An 18,772-nucleotide genomic window follows, 5' to 3' on the forward strand; every position below is an offset into this window, starting at 1 on the left:
TCGTTGGACTTGGATGATCCCGGGATCCACAGTGGAGACATGCTGAACAGTGCCACCCTCCCCCGTCCCGCGCTCCGGCGGATCAGCCACGGCCGCGGCTTCTGGGTCATCGCGGCCGCGTACGCCGCCTCGCTGGCCTTCTCCACCGTCCCCACCCCGCTCTACGTGCTCTACCAGCAGCGTGACGGCTTCCCGACCTACGTCGTGACCATCGTTTTCGCGGCGTACGCGGTCGGCGTGATGGGCAGCCTGTACCTCGCCGGTCATGTCAGCGACTGGCTGGGACGACGGCGGGTGATCCTCGCCGCGACCCTGACCCAGGCGCTCTCCGCGACGCTCTTCCTGGCCTGGCCGGACGTGCCAGGGCTGATCCTGGCCAGGTTCATCGGCGGGGCGGGGATCGGCGCGCTGACCGCGACCGCCACCGCGCATCTGTCCGAGTTGCGCGCCGTCGCCCGGCCGCGCGAGGACCACGCCCGCGCGGGACTGATCGCGACCGTGGTCAACATGGGCGGGCTGGCGCTCGGTCCGTTGTTCGGCGGCGTCTTCGCGAGCTATTCGGCCGAGCCGCTCACCACACCGTTCGTGTTCTTCCTGGTCCTGTTGCTCGCGGCGGCCATCGCGGTCGCGCTCGTGCCGGAAACGGTGGAACGTGCCGAGGAACGGCCCGCGTACCGGCCGCAGCGCGTCTCGCTGCCGTCGAGCGCGCGGCCCGCCTTCTTCGGCGCGGCGATCGGCGCCTTCGCGGCCTTCGCGATCACGGGACTGTTCATGGCGCTGACGCCGACCTTGCTGGCGCAAGGGATGCACCAGAGCTCACGGATGCTGGCCGGGCTCGCGTCGTTCTCCGTGTTCCTGGCGGCGGCCTCGGCGCAGGTGGTCTTCGCCGGGCTGGCCAGGCGGACCCAGCTGCGGCTCGGTCTCGGGCTGATGGTGACCGGGCTCGTGGCGCTGCCGGTCGCGGTGACGACGTCCCAGCTGTGGCTCTTCCTCGCCGGCGGGATCGTGGCGGGTGCCGGTGTCGGGCTGGGCTTCCGCGCCTCGGTGGCCACCGTCGCCGCGCTCGCCGAGCCGCCGGTGCGCGGCGAGGTGCTCGCGGCCCTGTTCCTGGCCGCCTACGCCGGACTGGTCCTGCCCATCCTCCTCGTCGGCATCTCGCTGATCTGGCTGCCGAGCGCGTGGGCGCTGATCGGATTCTCGGTGCTGGAACTGGGTTTGCTCGCCTGGTCCGCACCCAAGGTGCTCACCCGCTGACCGTCCACAGTGGCCCGTCGCGGTGGTGATCCTCGTCAAACCCGGGGGCGCCCCGCGCGGGCGGTGTGCGATCCTGGTCGTGGAACCTCGTGATCGAGGTCCCCGGACGAGTGGGTGCCGTACCCGGCCAGCGACAAGACGGCGCTCTGGGAGCGCGTCATGTCGTGGCTTGTCCTGATCGTTTCGGGTGTTCTGGAAGCCGTGTGGGCCACCGCCCTCGGCAAGTCCCAAGGATTCTCCCGGCCCGTACCGTCGGTGATCTTCGGCGTCACGCTGGTGGCGAGCATGGTGGGTCTCGCCTACGCGATGAGGGATCTCCCCGTCGGCACCGCGTACGCGGTCTGGGTCGGGATCGGGGCTTCCCTCACCGTCGCCTACAGCATGTGGTCGGGCGCGGAAACCGTTTCGCTGGCCAAGATCCTGCTGATCGTGGGAATCGTGGCCTGCGTGGTGGGGCTGAAAGTCCTGCACTGAGCCGAAAAGGGGACCGCCCCCGACGCACGGACGACGTCGGGGGCGGTCGGTCCGGGCGCACCCCTGCGTGTGGCCCGGACGGCTAGGCGGTCAGGCGCGGGCCCAAAGCGCTGGGACGTTGGGCGGCTCCCATCCAGCCTGTGCGGTGTGGCCCTGGAGGGCCCGGTAGGAAACTCCGTTGTAGGTGACCGTCGCGCCCGCGGCGTAGGTGGTGCCGACGGCCCAGGTGCCGGTGGGCGGGTTGGACGTCGTGTTGGTCGGCGTCGTGGTGGTGCTGCTCGGCGGGTTCGAACCCGAGGTCACCAGCTTCAGGCCGTAGACGCTCAGGATCACCGAGACCGGCTGGAAGTAGAACGTGCCGCCCGAGGTGCAGTTGCCCGAACCACCGGAGGTGACGCCCTGGGCCTGGTCACCCGCGAGCCACGAGCCACCGGAGTCGCCCGGTTCGGCGCAGGCGTTGGTCCGGGTGAGGCCGGAAACGGTGCCCTGCGGGTAGCTCACCGAGGCGTTCTTCTGCTGGATGGTGCCGCAGTGCCAGCCCGTGGTGGAACCGGAACGGCAGACCGAGGCGCCGATCGCGGCCTCCTGCGAACCCGCCACCGGCACGGTGCCCGGGTAGCGGTTGACCAGCCCGCGCGGGGTGTTGCCCGCGTCGACGCGGACCCACCCATAGTCGTTGCCGGGGAAGGTGGAGCCCGCGACGGACCCGCTCGGGTTCGAGGTCCGCGTGCCGGTGGTGCCGCAGTGCCCGGCGGTCACGAAGCCGCCCTCGACCGAGAAGCCGATCGAGCACCGGCCCGAACCGAAGGTGTAGGCGTTGCCGCCGATGACGTCGATCAGCGGGACCGGGCTTTCGGTGCTGGTCTCGACCCGCACCGCGTCGGCGCGCACCCCGGACGCGGTCGCCCACGACTTCGCGGCGGCCTCGCCGCCGGCGTGGGCCAGGACGACGATCGAGTTGGTGGCGACGTCGACGTACCAGCCGGGCACGCTCTTCGGCGCGGTGGATCCCTTGGTGTCCAAGGACAGTTTGGCCGCGTCGAGCTGGGCCGCGCTCCGCGTGACGGTCTTCGGCGTCGCGCCCGCCGCGCGGACGGTGCCTTCCAGTGCCGCGTCGGTGACCGCGACGGTCAGCTTGGCCCCGGCCGCGTCCAGCCACGATCCGCCGTAGGACGGGCCGAGCCGGGTCTTGAGAGCGCTGTCGGCGTAGGCGGCCTTCTGCTCGTCGGCGAGCCGGGTTCTGGCCTGATCAGGGCTGATCTTCAGATCGCGCGCCATGGCCGCGACGATCTCCGACTGCACCTGGTCGGATGCCGTGACGGTCTGGCCGGCGCTGGCACTGGGTGTCAGCGCGACGGCCGTGACCAGGCCGGCTCCGGTAAGGGCCGCCGCGGCGGCCGCTACGATCTTTCGGTTCATTTCAGGCGTTTCCTCACCGACGTTCCGGAAGAAGATCTCGTCCAGACCGTACGAGGCGCCTGCTACAAAAGGTACATACCATTTAGGTCATATCCACCCAGTGGACTGGACCTTTCGACGGCTTTCGCGCTGGTCAGCCCACTCCGGCGTCCGTGTAGTCCACGCCGTAACCCGGGTTCAACTCCAGATACTTCGAGTAGGTCGGCCGCCGGTCGATCAGTTCGCCGTACACCGCGCGGGACAGGGCGATCATCTCCGCGGCGAAGGGACCCATCTCCCCGCGCTCCGACCAGCCGACGAGATTCCGCCAGCTCAACGGATTCCCGGCGATGGGGACCGCGACGATACCCGGGATCTCGTGGAACAACGGCTGGCACAACACCACGGCGTGTCCTGACTCGACCATCTCGATACAGGTCAGCACATCGGTCTCGTAGAGCGAACGCGGCGTGAACCCCGACCGCGCGCACGCGGAGGCGAAACAGTCGCCGAAACACCCGTCGCCCGGGGTCGCGCACCACCGTTCGTTCGCCAGCTCACCGAGCTCGACCTCGTTCTGCTGCGCGCGTTCGTCCCGCGCCGACATCAGCACGAACACCGGATGATGCGCGAGCGTCCGCCAGCGGAGACCGGGCTCCGGCGGCGGGGCTGCGTCACCGCAGACACCGACGAAGGCGAAGTCGAGCCCGCCCTCCGCCGTCATGTCCGCGAGTTTGTTGGCCGACCACGACGTATGCGTGGCGACATGGATGTCCGGATGGGTGGTGCCGAGGCGCTGCAGGAGCGCCCCGAGCATCGGCCCCGTCGCGGAGCCGAGCCGCAAGGTCATCGGCTCGCCGGTGCCGGCGTGCTGGGCGAGGCGCGCGGCCTCGTCGTGCAGCGACGACACGGCGGGGAGCACCATCTTGGCCCGGTCGAGGACCAGGAGACCGAGCGCTGTCGGCCTGGTGCCCGTGTGATCGCGCAGGAAGAGCTTCCCGCCGAGTGTCCGTTCGATGCGCTTCAGTTGTGCTGTCAGTGCAGGCTGCGCCATTCCGAGCGTGTTCGCCGCTTTGGTGATACTCCCGAGTTCGGCGATCGCGCACATGATGCGCAGGTGGCGCAGTTCCAGCTCCATCCCTCTACGTTAGTAGACATAACTGGACTGGACCAGACAAACGATTGAGCCAAATGGCTTCGTATCGCTTGGTTCGCGGTATGCCATCGATGTCAGCAATCCCGGACATGCCAGGGCGTCCGCCCGATACTGTCACCACGGAACCGAAGAAGAGGGGGTTCAGTGGCGGACGAGCGTGGACGGATCCGGCGATCGCTGGCGCGCGTGATCACCGACGACAACCTGGATCTGTATGTACTGGGCGTCGTCGCGCTCGTGTTCACCGTCCTGGGCGCGACCGGGATCTCGGACGTCAAAACGCTTTCGTCCGTGGTGACGGCGCTGCTGGCCTTGCTCGCCTTCTCGCAGATCCGCTCGCGGAGGCTGACCGAACAGGTCCGGGACTCGAACCGGGGCGGCCCCGCGGCACTCTTCGAGCCGGAGTTCCCCGCGAACCTCATCACCCGGCGTGCCGAGGCTTTCGACATCCTCCTCATCGGCCATTCGATGACCAGGACCGTGCAGGGAATGCGCAGTGACATCCGGTCGATCCTGGAATCGGGCGGACGAATCCGGGTCCTTGTCCTGGATCCGACCGATGAAGAACTCGTCGCGGTCGCCGATCGCCGAACTTCCCAAGGCCTCGGACAGGGGCGGCTGCGGCAGCGGATCCTCGCGACCCTGGACGAACTGACGTCCTTGAAGAGCAGGACGAGCGGCAGGCTGGAGATCCGGGTGTCGTCGCGGATCTCCTCCGCGGGCTTCAACTGTCTCGACGTCTCCACCAAACGGGGACTGATCTGCGTACAGCACTACGAATACCGGCCGACCGGTGAAGCCTCGCCCGTGTTCACAGTGGAACCGAAGGACGCACCCTGGTACCGGCACTTCGCCGACGAAGCGGAACGGCTGTGGGAGGACGGCACGCCCTGGCCACTGTCCCCCGCGGACAGGATCACGCGAGCGCGCCGCCCGGTGTTCAGCGAGGACTTCGGCCCCGAACTCGCCGAGGCCATGGACGGTGCGAAGGAACTGCTGGTCACCGGTTTGGCCCGCAACACCTTGGTGAACAACGGCTACGGCAAGCTCGAAGAACGGTTACGCGCCGGAGCCAAGATCCGGTTCGTGCTGATCGACCCTCATTCGCCCGCGATCGACACGGCGGCTTCCCGTTACCACGCGGTACGTTCGCCGGAGAGCGCCCGTGAACGCGTCCTCCACACACTCCGGGTACTGACCGAACTGCGCCGCTCGACCGGCGGCGATCTCTCCGTCCGGCTCGTCGCGCATCCCATCGCCATCGGGGTGATCGCCACCGGCTCGGCCCTGTTCGCCGAGTACTACACCTACCAGGCCGCGGGTGAGCCGAAGTTCGTCCTGCAGCCCGCGGACGGCGCGGCGTACCGGACCTTGCTCGGCGAGGCGGACGCCTTGTGGGACAGCGGCGAACCGTACGAGCTGGCCTTGGACGAGGTGGAGACACCGGGCAACTGACCAGGACCGGTCACGAGAGAAGGTGTCTTCGGTGCGTCCAAGCCAGGTGCAAGGCAGCCGCCGCGCCCGGTGAGAGGGAGCCCGCGGCTCGCAGGTACCGAAGTGTGTTGGCTTCGAAGGGCACCGCTCGAGCGGACAAGTCTCCTTCGGCGTTGGTGGCCACCGCGGCGGCGAACAACTCGTCGTACAGGTCGGGTTCGATCACTGCCGCGGTAAGGATGTCGCCGGAGAGGGTCAGAGCGTCGAGCGTGATACCGAGACACCACACCTTGATCCGCCCATCACTCAGGGCTCGGTCCATGGTGACGAAGGGCTCCAGGACGTCGTAGGCGATCGGACGGCCGGTCCCGTCGTATTCATCGTGCCCGAGTAGTTCCTCGGCATACTCGCGCTGGATGGTGCGCCAGAGTGAGAAGTCCGCCGACACGGCCGCCGGCAGGACACTCGACGGCTGGAAGATCCCAGCCGGGAGCAGATGCGTCATTCCACCGCCGCCGGCGACGCGTGCGCCATCGCGATGGTGCAGTACGACGCTGGGAGAATCGCCGCCGCGGATGGTGAGCGTGCCGACGGCGCCCATCAACGTCCGGCGTTCGAGGTCGAAGGGGTCACCGATCAGTTTACGGAACGACAATCGCCGCCAAGATGGCTTCGCGGTGACGTAGGCGCCGTCGTGAGTCTTCCCGAGATGATGTTCGGCGGTTTCGTGGGCGACCGCTTCGTTGATGTCTATCGCGTCGAAGAATCCCATGTGCCCGAACTGAAGGTGAAGAGCGCCTGCGGTCTGCTCGACCCCGGTGAGACGAAAGCACAGTCTGTTTTCGAAGAGTTTCGGGAGAGCCAGGTCCCGGATCGCGTCGTGATAGCGGCGGTACCGATGGACTGCTCCCGTGAGTGGCCGAACGCCCTCGGACTCCACTTCGCCGCCGCTGACGACCGGTTCGGCACCGGCGGGGTCGAGAGCGATCCGGACGCGCTGAAGCGGGACGGGCTCCGCGGGGATCCACTCCGGGCAGGTGAGCACCCCCGCTTGGCCGAGGCCGTCCAGCTGATGGCCGGAATACAGCTGAGCAGCGGTGATAGCGAGAGCTCGCCGAGCCGTACCGAGAGCCTTACGTGTATCAAGCCAATGTCGTTGCTCGACCGCCGCGACCCCAGAGGGCGGATCGGACCTCCTCGGAGCTTCTGCTTCGTCCCACGGTGTCTCGACTGCCGACTGAGGTCGCACGAAGCCCAGTTCGCAGATCGGCACTTGGAAGAACTCCGACAGCAAGCGTCCATAATATGGCTTCGGTGATGCCGACTCTCCGGTTTCCCAACGGTAAACGGCCTTCCCGGTCAGCGTCAGGCCCCGCCCGTGGGCATCGATCGAAAGCCTGTTCAAGGCCTCGGCGAGCTCCTGTTGCGAGAGCCCTCGTGCCTTACGCAGAGCTACCAGCAGAACGTTGGGCACCTGGTGAGAACCGTGAGACGCCATGCGCTCACCGTAACGCCTGGAACTCACGGAGTAAGACCCAACGTCCGACAAACGTCCAGATCTCGTCCTGCGCTCGGGCATGGAACGTGGGCGCGGCGACCTGGAGGCCATCGTCGCCCGCTGCTGGAATGGATCCCGAGATTCCGACCGGAGGAGTTGACATGACAGCGACCCTTTCCCAGGGTGCGACCGGCAGGTCATTGATCTCGCCTGAGCTGTTCTCCCGCCTTGTGCGACGCATCGTCACGGACGAGAAAATGGATCAAGCTCTCGCTGAACGCATCCTGGATCAGGCACTCGCGTTCCTGTCGGCCTGCGCGGCCGATGCCGATTCACGCTTCGCGCCGAGCGAGCTCGTGGACATCGGTTGGCACACCTTCCTGCTTCACACCAAGGACTACGCCGCGTTTTGCAGTCGATCGGCCGGGCGGTTCCTGCATCACGTGCCCACCGACGAGAACGATCCGGACGCCAAGGGCGAGCAGGCCCGTGACACGTTGGCCCGCACGGTGACCGCGATCCGGACCGCGGGATTCATAGTCGATCCAGACCTCTGGCCACGGTCAGCGACAGGTTCGTGCACGGGCTGTCACAATGGCTGCCACGACGACCCGCCGCCCACACTCTGAAGAGGATCGATGGTTCGCAGTACCTGGGATGAGCTACCGGAGCCAGTGCGCGCCGCGATCGAGCGGCAAACGGGGCCGGTGCGCGCGGCCGAGATCCCCTCGGCGGGCCGGAACTCCGACTTCTCCGCGACGCTCCACCTCGTGGAGGGCGCTCCGGTGTTCTGCAAGGGAATAGCCGACGCCGAAGGCAAGCGTGGCGCGATGCATCGTCACGAGGCGGAGATCAACCCGCAGCTTTCTTCGGCTTGGGCGCCCAAGCTGCGATGGCGTACCGAGACGGATGGTTGGCTCCTGCTCGGTTTCGACCATGTGGCCGGACGTCATGCCGACCTCGCGCCGGGGTCGGCGGACCTGCTCCTGGTCACGAACACCGTGGCCATGCTCGGCCGCGATCTGACGAACTGTTCTCACAACGCTCCCCGGCTCGCCGAACAGTGGGCACGGTTAGCGCCATGGCGGCGACTGGCAGAGAACCGGACCGTACTGGACCAGTGGACGGCCCGGAACCTGGATCGACTAATGAGCTGGGAAGCGTGTGCGGTCGATGCCGCCGACGGAGACAACCTGGTCCACACCGACCTGCATCCCCTGAACATGCTGGTCTCCGGTGATCGTGTGGTCATCGTCGACTGGGCATGGTCACGCAAAAGCTCCGCGGCGGTGGACATCGCGTTCCTGATCGCCCGTCTCGTGGCAGCCGGGCACAGTCCCGCCAAAGCTGACCGATGGGCGGAGGAACTACCGATCTGGCAGCGCACCTCGCCGGACATTCGCCTCGCACTGGCCGTGGAGATCTGGGGCATCTGGGAGTACCTGCGAGAAGTACAGCCGCGGCCACTGTGGAACCAGCTCACGCCGGCCGCTCGCTCCATCGCCCGATTTTACCTCGGGGAGACACCGAATGGCGGTGAATCGCCACTCGCCGTCACCTGCCGGTGATCAGGTCGGCCGCCTTCTCTCCCACCATGATCGACGGCGCGTTCGTGTTGCACGACGGGACGACCGGCATGATCGAGGCGTCCGCGACGCGCAGGCCCGCCACCCCGCGCACCCGCAGCCGTGGGTCGACCTGGATCTTGTCGGCCCAGCCGGCGAAGTGCCGGAACGTGGCGATCGTGTTCGGCACGTCCAGCATCGCGGGCTGGCCCACCGGTTTGCCGATGTCGAGCGCTTCGAGCCGGGCCAGTTCCCCCGCGTCCCGCTCGACCAGATCGGCGAGCCGGTTGAGCAGACGCCCCCGCTCGACACCCGGGGTCTCTCCCCACACGCCTTCCAGCGCCGCACGCGCCGCCTTGACGGCACGATCCACGTCCTCCGCGCTCGCGTCGGCGACCTTCGCGAGCACCTCACCGGTGGCCGGGTTGAGGTCGTCGAACGTCTCCGCCGTGTCCGACCAGGACCCGTCGATGAACACTCCGCTGGTGAACCCGGACCTGGGATCGGCGGTCAAAGTCATGGTCTCCTCCTGCTCGCGTGACGATGCTCCCGTCACGCTCGCAAGAAACCCCGGGGGCGACTTGCGCGTACCCGCACGCACTTTGACCAACGGCGCCACCTTGGGACCGAGGTCAGTCGCCGGGAAGGCAACCCAGCTGGTCGCGAACCTTGTCCGCGACAGGCGAGTTGAGATTCTCGAAGATCTCGAGCGCTTCCAGCCAGTGCACGCGGGCTTCCGCAGAGTCGCCCTTGAGCTGGAACGCTCGGCCGAGCGAGTCGAGCGTCTCCGCGACGCTGCGTGGGCGATCCGAGATCCTGTCGATCCTTAAAGCACACAGAAGATGTTCGATGGCATCGACATTTCGACCAAGGTCGATATATATCTGAGCAAGAGCCTTGCGGGTCCACGACGCACCACCCAAATTGCCAATGGACTCTTGTATTTCAATGGCTTTCACAGCAAAAACAAGTGATTCCGCAGTCCTTTTCTGCAAGTGAAACACTTGAGCAAGATTGATAAGCGCATTCCCTTCATTGCGACGATGCCCAACTTCGCGATAAGCCGATAAACCCTCACTGAAGAGCATCTCCGCCTGATCCAATAGACCCTGCCGCCTACGAGAGCGACCGAGGCTGAGCATTGAATTTGCCTCTCCCCATCGGTCCCCTATTTCTCTGGCTATCGCCAGCGCCTCAATTGCCAGCGGTACAGTCTCTTCTAACCGATCCACCTCTTCGTAAGCCTCACCCAGGTGACCTAACGCCCACCGCATCCCCAATTTGTCCTGGATTCTTCGGGCAACCTTAAGTCCTAGCTGATGCACTTCGATGCGGTCGTCGGCATACTCACGGAGAGCTTGATAGCAATCAATGATGTTAGGGAGCTGCCAGGCGACCGTATCGTTGCCGTGCTCGGCGACCTTGCGGATGACGGCCATCAGGTTGAGGTACTCGGCGTCGAACCATGCTATCGCCGCAGGACGGTCTTCGATGGTCAGCGGCTTGACATGAGTGGTCAGCGCGGCGAGCGGGACCACCGGATGCTGCGGGTAAAGACTGAATAACCCGGAGTGAGCGCTGTGCAGGTACCACTCGAGCAGTCTTGTCGTCGCGTTCGCGTAATCGTCGTCGTCTTTACTGCACTCGAACGCGTACGTGCGCAAAAGATCATGGAACTGGAACCTGTCCTGTTGGACCTCAGTGATCAGATGCACGCTGACAAGTGCGTCGAGCTGCCTCCTGGCCTCGTTCTCCGTGATGTCGACCAGCGCCGCCGCCGCGCTCGTACAGATATGCGGACCGGGGTTCAAGCCCAACAGCCGGAACATCCTCGCCGCGTCCAGATTGAGCGCACGATACGACCAGGAAAAAGTTGCACGTACCGTCGCCATCTCGTCATCGTCCGACGTGAGAGCGTCAAGGCGGTCGTGCTCCGACGACAGTTCCGCCATCAACTTGGATATCCGAACTTGGGGGCGACGCGTCACCCGCTCCGCGACGATGCGCAAAGCCAGAGGCAGGCAACCGCACATCCGAGCCAGTGCAGCTGTCGCTGCGGGTTCCTCGTCCACGCGTCGGCCGCCGACAATGCTCCGCAGGAGTGACGTCGCTTCCGACAACGACAGGATGTCCAAAGTAACACGCTGCGCGCCGTCACGAGCGACAAGCCCGGAGAGCCGGTTCCGGCTGGTCACAATCACCATGCAGGACGGCGAACCGGGAAGGAGCGGGCGGACTTGCTCGGCGGTCGCAGCGTTGTCCAGTACCACCAGCATTCGACGACCGGCCAGCAAAGACCGGTAAATTCCGCTCATGGCTTCCACAGTGCGCGGAATCTGTTCACTCAGAAGTCCGAGCGCGTGTAAGAAACCGTTCAGCGCCTGCTCCGCAGGAACTGGAGGGCCCGGGTCGAAGCCGCGAAGGTTCACGTAGAGCTCACCGTCCGGAAACCGCTCCCGTGACTGGTGGGCCCAGTGCACCGCCAGCGAGGTCTTACCCATTCCAGGCGCACCTGCGATAGCCGAGATCACCACGGCTGTCGCGTCCGTGCTCGCGCTGTCGAGTTCACCCAGCTCGGAGCGCCGCCCGGTGAACCGGGAAACGTCCGGCGGCAACTGTCGCGGTATCGGTGGCATGGTCCTCCCCGACCTGGCCTCGTCATCACGCCCATCACATCAACCGGACACTGTAGCCGCAGCCGGTGACACCCCCCAGCCCGCGCTGTCCAGCCAACGGCGCCACCTTACGACCGATAACGGTTCGGGAACGGCGCTCGCCCGGTCGATCCCGCTCCTCATAAAGTGCCCTCTTTCGCACCCAGGGGAGGGTTCGTGCACATCCACGCCAGACGTCGATCCATCAGCTTCAGCGGCCGGACGATCACGATCAAGGCGGCCGTCAAAGGCCCCGGCAACCGGAGGCATACCTTCAGCGTCGAGAAGATCAGCGGTATCAAGAACATCCCGCCGACGGCGTTCAAGCCGGGAAGGCTCGTCTTCGAGGTACCCGGCGCCTCCAAGACGATCGTCGAGGACGTGCCCATGTACGCCGACAAGGTGGACATGAACACCTTCACCTACGGCGGCATGAATTCGAAGCATGTGAAAGCGCTCGAAGCGGCGATCAGGAAGGCGATGAGCGCCTGACCGCTCGTGCGCGGCGAGGACTTCCGGCCGGGTGGTCGTGAGTGGTGAGTGTCGTTAGAACGGACCAGCATTTACCGACCTATGCCTGACCTGCGCGAGGGTGGCGGTTCAGCGGCTGCCGGTCACGACCGGCCGCAGACGAGATGACAGGGGAGGATTCCGGACGTTCAACGGCCGGAATCCTCCCCCGTCGACCACACCGGCATCCAGCACAAGCTCCACCCGACACCGAGACAAAGCAGAGCCCCGCCGATGACGGATCTGGGCCCGTTCATACCCACGAATCCCTCACCACCAAGGCCGAGCCAGCCACACCAGTGGGTAGGTAAATACAAGTCCGTGAGAACGACACTCACCACTCACGAGGTCTTCGATTTCCGGTTCAGGAACGCTGTCGCACCGACACCGTGTGCGACGACGCTCGCCAGCACGGTCACCGCCATGACGCTCAGCGCGACGTCCGCCGCTTCGCCGTCGAGTGAGTTGAAGGCCAGCAGCCCGAACACGATCGACGCCGCACCGCGTGGCGCCAGCAGGCCGATCGTCATCCGGTCTCGCCACCGGAAATCGGTGCGCAGCAAGGTGAGCAGCACCGGGATCAGCCGGGCGACGGTCAGCGCGACGACGCTGACGATCACCACACCCCACGTCAGGCCGAAGGACAGCACCAGTACCGCAGTGCTGCCGAAGACGAACCACATCAGCAGCCCGCACAGCGAACTGACGTCCTCGGCGAGCCCGAGTTCCTCCTCGCCGGGATGCCGGGCGGTCTTGTAGGCGATGCCGCAGATGAACGCGGCGACGAAACCGTTGCCGCCGATCGCGACGGCGGCGGTGTAGGTCAGCAGCGGCAAGGCGACGGCGGCGACCCGCGCGGAGTGCCGCGTCGACCAGCCGTGTTTGCCCGTCACGTTCATCGCCACCGCGGCCACCGCGCCGATGACGGAGCCCGCCAGCACGGCCAGCAACGCCGCCGGGATCGCGGCCTGCAGCGCCTCGCCCGGCGTGTTCGCCTGATGATGGCTCCCCGCCAGGGTGAGCGCGAAGATGAACACCGGCGCGACGACGCCGTCGTTGTACCCGCTTTCGACGTTCAGCAGATGCCGCACGCGTTCGGGCAGCCGGACGTCGTGCACCACCGACGTCGCCGGCGCGAAGTCCGTCGGCGCGATGATGCAGGCGATCAGCAGGACCGCCGCCCAGCCGAGGCCGGGAAGCGTCAGCAAGCCGACGCCCATCACGATCAGGATCGTCAGCGGCAGCGCGATGAGCAGCAGCCGCACCGCGGTTTTGGCGTCATGACCGAGATAGCCGCCCTTCACCGCGGTGGCGTCCACGAACAGCAGCAACGCGAGGATCAGTTCCGCCGCGTTGAGCGCGATCTCGGTGTTGAGCCCGTTGCCGAGGTCGTTGCGGGTGCTGAACCCGATCGCCAGCCCCGCCGTGACCATCGCCATCGGAGCGGTGATCTGCCACCGTTCCAGCCGTGCCGCCGTCATCGTCCAAGCCAGCACGACGACCGCACCGACGAGCACGCTCTGGATCATCTACCCCGTCCCTCGTTCCCGGTGGACTCCCCTGCCACCGGGAACGAGCATAGAGGCCGGGCGGAGCGCGGCGGTCCACAAAGGAACGCCGATCACACCACCGCGCCGTTGTCGTCGCGCTTTTGTGTCCGCGACGGCTTGCGATCGGGACGTCCGGCCCCCGGCCACCGCTTGTCGAGCAGGATCGCGACGGGACCGGCGGTGGCCACAGTGGACACTGTGCCGGCGACGAGTCCCAACAGGAGCGCGAGGGCGAAGTCGGCCAGCGAACCGTCCCCGAGGAACAGCAGCGCACCGAGCACGAACAGCACGCCGATCCCGGTGTTGATCGTCCGGGGCAGCGTCTGCAGCACGGCCGTGCCGACGACGCGCGGGAACGGCTCCTTGCGCCGCTGTCCCCGCACTTCGCGGACCCTGTCGAAGACCACCACCGAGTCGTTGACCGAGTAGCCGATCACGGTCAGCAGCGCGGCGAGGAAGACGCCGTCCATGGACTTGCCCAGCCAGGCGAAGATCCCGAGGATGATCAGGACGTCCTGGGCGAGCGCGGCCACGGTGGCCAGCCCGAGCCGCCAGTCGAACCGTACCGCCAGGTAGATCAGCTGCGCCAGCACCGCGAGGCAGAGCGCGATCACCGCCTTGGTGCGCAGTTCGGCGCCGAGGCTCGGGCCGATCTGCTCGTCACGGATCTCGGTGGCGTCCCCGGCGACCCCGGAGACCGCGGCCCGGATCCGCTCGGTGGCGGCGTCGTCGATCGGCTCGGTGCGGACCGAGATGTCCTTCTCACCGGACAGCTGCACGACGGCGCGGGGGAATCCGGCGTCGGAGACCGCGTCGCGGACCTGCTCGACGTCGGCGGGCGACGAAGTGCTGTATTCGATCACCCGGCCGCCGGTGAACTCGACGCCGAGGTTCGGCCCCGCCACGAACAGTCCCGCGATCGCGGCGATGACGACCGCGCCCGCGACCATCAGCCAGCGCCGGGGTTTGCCGAGGAACTCCGGGTCACGCCGGTTCACCCATTGACGGACCTTGCCCTCGTGGGTGAGCCCGGAAAGCCGCGGTTTGCGCGCGACGAACCCGCGCATCGTGAGGTGCAGCAGCAAGCGCGTGAGCACGAGCGAGATGAACAGGGCCACGACGACACCGATGGACAGCGTCACCCCGAATCCGCGCACCGGCCCGGACGCCAGCCAGAACAACAGTCCCGCGGCGAGCAACGTGGTCACGTTCGAATCGACGATCGCCGACAACGCGCCGCTGAACCCGCGGCTGACCGACCGCGGCAGCGAGCCCCCGCGTTTGACCGAGTGTTCCTCTCTCGCCCGTTCGAAGACGAGCACGGTGGCGTCGACGGCCATGCCGATGGCGAGGACGAACCCGGCGAGCCCCGGCAAGGTCAGTGTCGCGCCGACGGCGAGCAGGGCGGCGTAGGACACGGCGGCGTACGCCACCAGTGTGCCCACGGCGATCAGCCCGGCCAGGCGATACACCGCGAGCAGGAACAGCGCGGTCAGCGCCAGGCCGATCACGGCGGCGCGGGCGCTGGCGTCGATCGCGGCGGCACCGAGCGTGGGACCGACGGTCCGCTGCTCGATGATCTCGACCGGTGTCGGCAGCGCGCCGGCGTTGATCAGCAACGCCAGATCCTTCGCTTCGGCCGGGGAGAACTGCCCGGTGATCTGGGTGCTACCGCCGACGATCCCGACCCCGCAGGCGACCTGCGGGCTCACCTGGGGCGACGAGATCACCTTGTCGTCGAGCGCGATCGCCACCCGGCGGGTCGGGTCACCGGGCGGCGAGCAGGCCGCCTGCCCGGTCAGCCGTTCCCAGGCACGACCGGAATCCCCTTTGAAGTCAACGGAAACGAGCCAGCCGCCGCCTCCTTGCGAATCGATCGACGAGCGTGCCTCGTCGACGCCTTCGCCGGTCAGCGCGGCGGGTCCCAGCGTGATCGGCTGTCCGCTCTCATCGGGAAGGACACGGGTGTCCGGCTTGTCGCCGGGGGCCGACCCGACGCCGGCCACCGGGTGGAAGGACAGTTGCGCGGTGCGGCCGATCACCTCGACGGCTTCGCGCGGATCCCGCACGCCGGGCAGTTCGACGATGATCCGGTTGTCCCCGGAGCGGGCGAGCATGGGCTCGGCGACACCCAGCGCGTCGACCCGGCGGCGCAGCACCTCGAGCGTCCGGTCGGTGGTCTCGGCGTCGGCGGTGACGGTGGGCGAATTCTTGGTCTCCAGCACGATCTGCGTGCCACCACGCAGATCGAGCCCCAGGCGCGGGGCGGTGGTCAGCAACAGGTACACGGTCGCGGCGAGGACGACCAGCGAGACGACGGCTCGCCCGGTCATACCTCGCCGCGCGGTTTCGCGCGGCACGAAGGTTTCTCCTCGATGAATTCCTCCGCGCGCGGCGAAAGGCGCGCGGAGTCCCGGTCCGGGCACGCGGAAGTCGCGCCCGGGAGCTTCAGACGGCTACCGGGATGGGAGGAGCGCGATCGCCCAGCGCGAGGCGGTTCGCCGTGCGCCGGGGAGGAGTGACGTCGTCGTGGAGTTCGCTGAGGCGGAGCAGGGTCGTGGACGCGGGCCCGTGCGGGACGGTCCCGAAGAGAGGCAGGTCACCGTGACCGTGCACACCCAGCAGCGAGGGTTCGGCGGCGAGCCTGCCCATGGCGCGCACCGGCGCGACGGCCTTGGAGACCGAGGAGTCGACCGTCGCGTTCGCCCCGCGCGACTCGTCCGCCGATGCGGAATCACCCGAGTGCGGCGCGAGGAACAGGCCGAGCGAGGTGAGCACGGCGGCGAGCAGGACCAGCACGGCCCGCCTCGCAGGCCGGTACCTCCGGCTGTCCACCGTCATCGACACGCTCCCAGGTTCTCGACGACACCCTACTGGGATCCGGCCTGCCGCCACAGGCGCGTGATCCCCGCGCGGACGCGGCCCTCCCCCAGTTCCGGAAGCAACGCGGTCAGATGCTCGGCCGCCAGCGGGGCGAGCAGGGCGTGCGCGGCGTGCTCGGGATCGGGGACGCCGTCGAGCAGGATCGCGACGTGCCGGTGCCAGAACCGGTAGGCCCCGATGCGGTAGCGCGCGCCCGGCGCCGCGGTCTCCGACATCCGCACCAGAGGCAGGTGCTTGAGCACGTAGTCGACGTACGCGTCGGCGAAGGCCACGAGCCGTTCGGCCGGCGGAGCGCCCGGCCCCAGCGGCGGCGGGCCGTGCAGGATCCCTTCCTGGAGCACGCGTTCCCGGGCGTCCAGCAGCGCCGCGGCCAGCCCCGCCTTGTCCCCGAAGCGGCGGAACAGCGTCCCCTTGCCCACTCCCGCGGCCGCCGCGACCTGGTCCATCGACACCGCTTCGACGTCGTGCCCGTCGAACAGCGACGCGGCCGCGTCCAGGATGGCGGCCCGGTTGCGGGCGGCGTCGGCGCGTTCCTTGGGCGGCGGCGTACGCAGAAGTTCCAGAGACGTTGCAGAAGCGGACTGTGGTCCGTTATGGTCGTGAGGCACATATGGACTCTAGTCCGATTAACCGGAGGTAGCGACATGACCGCACTCATCACCCGTGACGAGCTGAAGGCCGCGATCGACGCGAAGACCGTGACGGTGGTCGACGCGTTGGGTGGCGAGTACTACGCCAAGCAGCATCTGCCCGGCGCCGTTCCCCTGGTCCTCGCCGACGTCGACGCGCGGGCCGCGACCGTCCTGCCCGATCGCGGCGCCGCGATCGTCACCTACTGCTCGAACCCCGCGTGCCCCAACAGCGGACAGGTCGCCGACCGGCTCACCGCCCTCGGCTACTCCGACGTCCGCAAGTACCGGGAGGGCATCGAGGACTGGGCCGACGCGGGCCTGCCCCTCGAACAGGACTGACTCTCAGACCTGCGGCGGGACGCGCCGTCGCAGGATCGGGACGCCGTCGCCGCCGAGGTCGCCCAGGTAGGCCGCCCGTCCGGTCATGGCCATGATCAGCGCCAGGGTCGTACCCGAGACGAGCGGACCCGACCCGACGGCGAAGGGGCCGTCGGTCGCTTCCAGCCGCAGCCCGCCGATGCGCCCTTTCGCCATCACCACCATGTCGGCGCCCTGGTAGTACCCGGCCAGCGCGGTGAGGACGGCGATCGGGTAGTCCCGGCGCAGGCCGAGCGGACGGCGGATGTCCTCGGCGTGGACGATCGCCTCGCCGAGCATCGCCATCTTGGGCAGGGGTGGTTTCGTCGTGCTGCTGACGACACGGCGGAACCGCTCCAGCGTCTCGGCGCCGTCCTCGCCCAGCTGCTCGGCCAGCCGCAGGGCGACCTGCTTGTCGAAATCGAACCGGCAGCGGATCACCCCGGCGAACCACCGCGCCGGCGTGAGGCTCGCCCCCGCGGTCAGGTGCGCGAGCACCTCGCGCACCGACAGTCCGGCGCACAGTGACGGCGTTTTCCACCGCTCTTCGCCGAGTCCCGTGAGGTCGTTCGCCAGCGCCGCCCGCTCGGTGCGGATCAGCGGCCAGACCCCCGTCGTGGCGCGGTCGCGCGCCTTCGGTCCTGAATCCGTCATCCGGGTCCCTCCAGTCATCGTCCTGCACAGGAGAGACTCCCGCCGGGGTGCGGAATCATCGGTCTTCGATAATCGAAGGCGCAGCACGCCGCGCACTTATTGAGGGGTAGGGCAAAGGTGTCATGCTCGCTCGCCCGGCGGTTGTCAGGTTCGGAGGTCGCGAGAAGGCTTTCGCAACGCCGCCGACCCGCCAGACCGCGCCGGGCCAAGGTGGTCGTGAGTGGTAAGTGTCGTTCTAACGTCACTCACCACTCACGACCACCCCAACCCACGCCTCACTTGACCCGCCATCTTTGCCTTACCCCTCAAGAGAAAGTGTGGGACCGATGATCCAGCGCTGGAATCCGGAGACCGTGGCGGCCCCGATCGGGCCGTACAGCCATCTGGTCCGCGTACCCGCCGATCACGAGCTCGTCGTCGTGTCCGGTCAGGTCGGCGTGCTGCCCGACGGCGAACTCGCCGGGCCCGACGCCGAGTCCCAGACCCGCGCGTTGCTCGCCAACCTCGAAAGACTGCTCGAAGCCTCGGGCGCCGGACCGGAGCACCTGGTCAAGATCTTCAGCATGCTGTCCGGCACCGAGCACCTCGGCGGTTTCCGCTCGGCGATGCGCGAGACCTTCACCCGCTGGTACCCGGAAGCGGACTGGCCCGCCCAGTCGCTGATCGTGGTGGCCGCGCTGGCCCGGCCCGAGCTCGTCGTCGAGGTCGAAGCGCTGATCGCGGTGCCCCGGCGCTGAGCCGGCCGGGGCACCG

At 67.6% G+C, this 18,772-nt stretch carries 18 protein-coding genes and 1 riboswitch; of the genes, 8 read left to right on the plus strand and 10 right to left on the minus strand.

The annotated features are described in order from the left end of the window. Window positions 1-39 precede the first annotated feature (39 nt). On the plus strand, window positions 40-1,254 hold the full coding sequence (locus IE302_RS35135; protein ID WP_191258758.1) for an MFS transporter: 1,215 nt from the start codon (window positions 40-42) through the stop codon (window positions 1,252-1,254). A gap of 79 nt (window positions 1,255-1,333) precedes the next feature. Continuing rightward, a riboswitch (guanidine-III (ykkC-III) riboswitch) is annotated at window positions 1,334-1,402 on the plus strand. Window positions 1,403-1,413: 11 nt separating this feature from the next. Then, on the plus strand, window positions 1,414-1,728 hold the full coding sequence (locus tag IE302_RS35140) for a DMT family transporter (protein WP_191258759.1): 315 nt from the start codon (window positions 1,414-1,416) through the stop codon (window positions 1,726-1,728). A gap of 90 nt (window positions 1,729-1,818) precedes the next feature. Here the strand turns inward: IE302_RS35140 and IE302_RS35145 are convergent, their stop codons facing one another. Beyond that, complete coding sequence (locus tag IE302_RS35145) at window positions 1,819-3,147, minus strand: carbohydrate-binding protein (RefSeq protein WP_191258760.1); 1,329 nt, start codon at window positions 3,145-3,147, stop codon at window positions 1,819-1,821. A 133-nt stretch (window positions 3,148-3,280) separates the two neighbouring features. Then, window positions 3,281-4,264, minus strand: coding sequence for a LysR family transcriptional regulator (locus IE302_RS35150; protein WP_191258761.1), 984 nt, complete (start codon window positions 4,262-4,264; stop codon window positions 3,281-3,283). A 162-nt stretch (window positions 4,265-4,426) separates the two neighbouring features. Between IE302_RS35150 and IE302_RS42915 the strand changes: the two genes are divergently transcribed. Further along, a complete protein-coding gene (locus IE302_RS42915; RefSeq protein ID WP_229908124.1) occupies window positions 4,427-5,737 on the plus strand; it encodes a DUF5919 domain-containing protein in 1,311 nt (436 codons plus the stop codon). A gap of 10 nt (window positions 5,738-5,747) precedes the next feature. On the opposite strand, the gene IE302_RS35160 is transcribed toward IE302_RS42915, so the two are convergent. Beyond that, entirely contained in the window at window positions 5,748-7,214 is a 1,467-nt protein-coding gene (locus IE302_RS35160; RefSeq protein WP_191258762.1) for a helix-turn-helix transcriptional regulator, read from the minus strand. 161 nt (window positions 7,215-7,375) lie between these two features. Here IE302_RS35160 and IE302_RS35165 point away from each other — a divergent pair, with 161 nt between their 5' ends. Continuing rightward, entirely contained in the window at window positions 7,376-7,843 is a 468-nt protein-coding gene (locus tag IE302_RS35165) for a glycine-rich domain-containing protein (RefSeq protein ID WP_191258763.1), read from the plus strand. A 45-nt stretch (window positions 7,844-7,888) separates the two neighbouring features. Then, window positions 7,889-8,782, plus strand: coding sequence for a phosphotransferase family protein (locus IE302_RS35170; RefSeq protein WP_229908126.1), 894 nt, complete (start codon window positions 7,889-7,891; stop codon window positions 8,780-8,782). Here the strand turns inward: IE302_RS35170 and IE302_RS42925 are convergent. Continuing rightward, window positions 8,769-9,299, minus strand: coding sequence for an aldehyde dehydrogenase family protein (locus IE302_RS42925; protein WP_191258765.1), 531 nt, complete (start codon window positions 9,297-9,299; stop codon window positions 8,769-8,771). The two genes, IE302_RS35170 and IE302_RS42925, sit on opposite strands and share 14 nt — an antisense overlap. 112 nt (window positions 9,300-9,411) lie before the next feature. Next, a complete protein-coding gene (locus IE302_RS35180) occupies window positions 9,412-11,280 on the minus strand; it encodes a tetratricopeptide repeat protein (protein ID WP_191258766.1) in 1,869 nt (622 codons plus the stop codon). A 330-nt stretch (window positions 11,281-11,610) separates the two neighbouring features. On the opposite strand from IE302_RS35180, the gene IE302_RS35185 reads away from it, so the two are divergent. Continuing rightward, entirely contained in the window at window positions 11,611-11,925 is a 315-nt protein-coding gene (locus tag IE302_RS35185) for a hypothetical protein (RefSeq protein ID WP_191258767.1), read from the plus strand. 359 nt (window positions 11,926-12,284) lie between these two features. Here IE302_RS35185 and IE302_RS35190 read toward each other — a convergent pair whose 3' ends face one another. The 4 genes from IE302_RS35190 to IE302_RS35205 form a co-directional block, all read right to left on the minus strand. Next, window positions 12,285-13,472 (minus strand): cation:proton antiporter, encoded by a 1,188-nt coding sequence (locus IE302_RS35190; protein WP_191258768.1) that lies wholly within the window; start codon window positions 13,470-13,472, stop codon window positions 12,285-12,287. A gap of 92 nt (window positions 13,473-13,564) precedes the next feature. Beyond that, on the minus strand, window positions 13,565-15,853 hold the full coding sequence (secD, locus tag IE302_RS35195) for a protein translocase subunit SecD (RefSeq protein ID WP_191258769.1): 2,289 nt from the start codon (window positions 15,851-15,853) through the stop codon (window positions 13,565-13,567). 88 nt (window positions 15,854-15,941) lie between these two features. Beyond that, window positions 15,942-16,334: a hypothetical protein gene (locus IE302_RS35200; protein ID WP_229908128.1), complete on the minus strand. Its 393-nt coding sequence runs from the start codon at window positions 16,332-16,334 to the stop codon at window positions 15,942-15,944. A 29-nt stretch (window positions 16,335-16,363) separates the two neighbouring features. After that, complete coding sequence (locus IE302_RS35205; RefSeq protein ID WP_191258919.1) at window positions 16,364-16,939, minus strand: TetR/AcrR family transcriptional regulator; 576 nt, start codon at window positions 16,937-16,939, stop codon at window positions 16,364-16,366. 81 nt (window positions 16,940-17,020) lie between these two features. On the opposite strand from IE302_RS35205, the gene IE302_RS35210 reads away from it, so the two are divergent. Beyond that, window positions 17,021-17,347: a rhodanese-like domain-containing protein gene (locus IE302_RS35210; protein WP_191258770.1), complete on the plus strand. Its 327-nt coding sequence runs from the start codon at window positions 17,021-17,023 to the stop codon at window positions 17,345-17,347. Between the two features lie 3 nt (window positions 17,348-17,350). Here the strand turns inward: IE302_RS35210 and IE302_RS35215 are convergent, their stop codons facing one another. Continuing rightward, window positions 17,351-18,019: a maleylpyruvate isomerase family mycothiol-dependent enzyme gene (locus tag IE302_RS35215; protein WP_191258771.1), complete on the minus strand. Its 669-nt coding sequence runs from the start codon at window positions 18,017-18,019 to the stop codon at window positions 17,351-17,353. Window positions 18,020-18,345: 326 nt separating this feature from the next. Here IE302_RS35215 and IE302_RS35220 point away from each other — a divergent pair, with 326 nt between their 5' ends. Beyond that, window positions 18,346-18,756 (plus strand): RidA family protein, encoded by a 411-nt coding sequence (locus IE302_RS35220; RefSeq protein WP_191258772.1) that lies wholly within the window; start codon window positions 18,346-18,348, stop codon window positions 18,754-18,756. The last annotated feature ends 16 nt before the right edge of the window (window positions 18,757-18,772 follow it).

Source organism: Amycolatopsis oliviviridis (assembly GCF_014654365.1).
Classification (GTDB): domain Bacteria; phylum Actinomycetota; class Actinomycetes; order Mycobacteriales; family Pseudonocardiaceae; genus Amycolatopsis; species Amycolatopsis oliviviridis.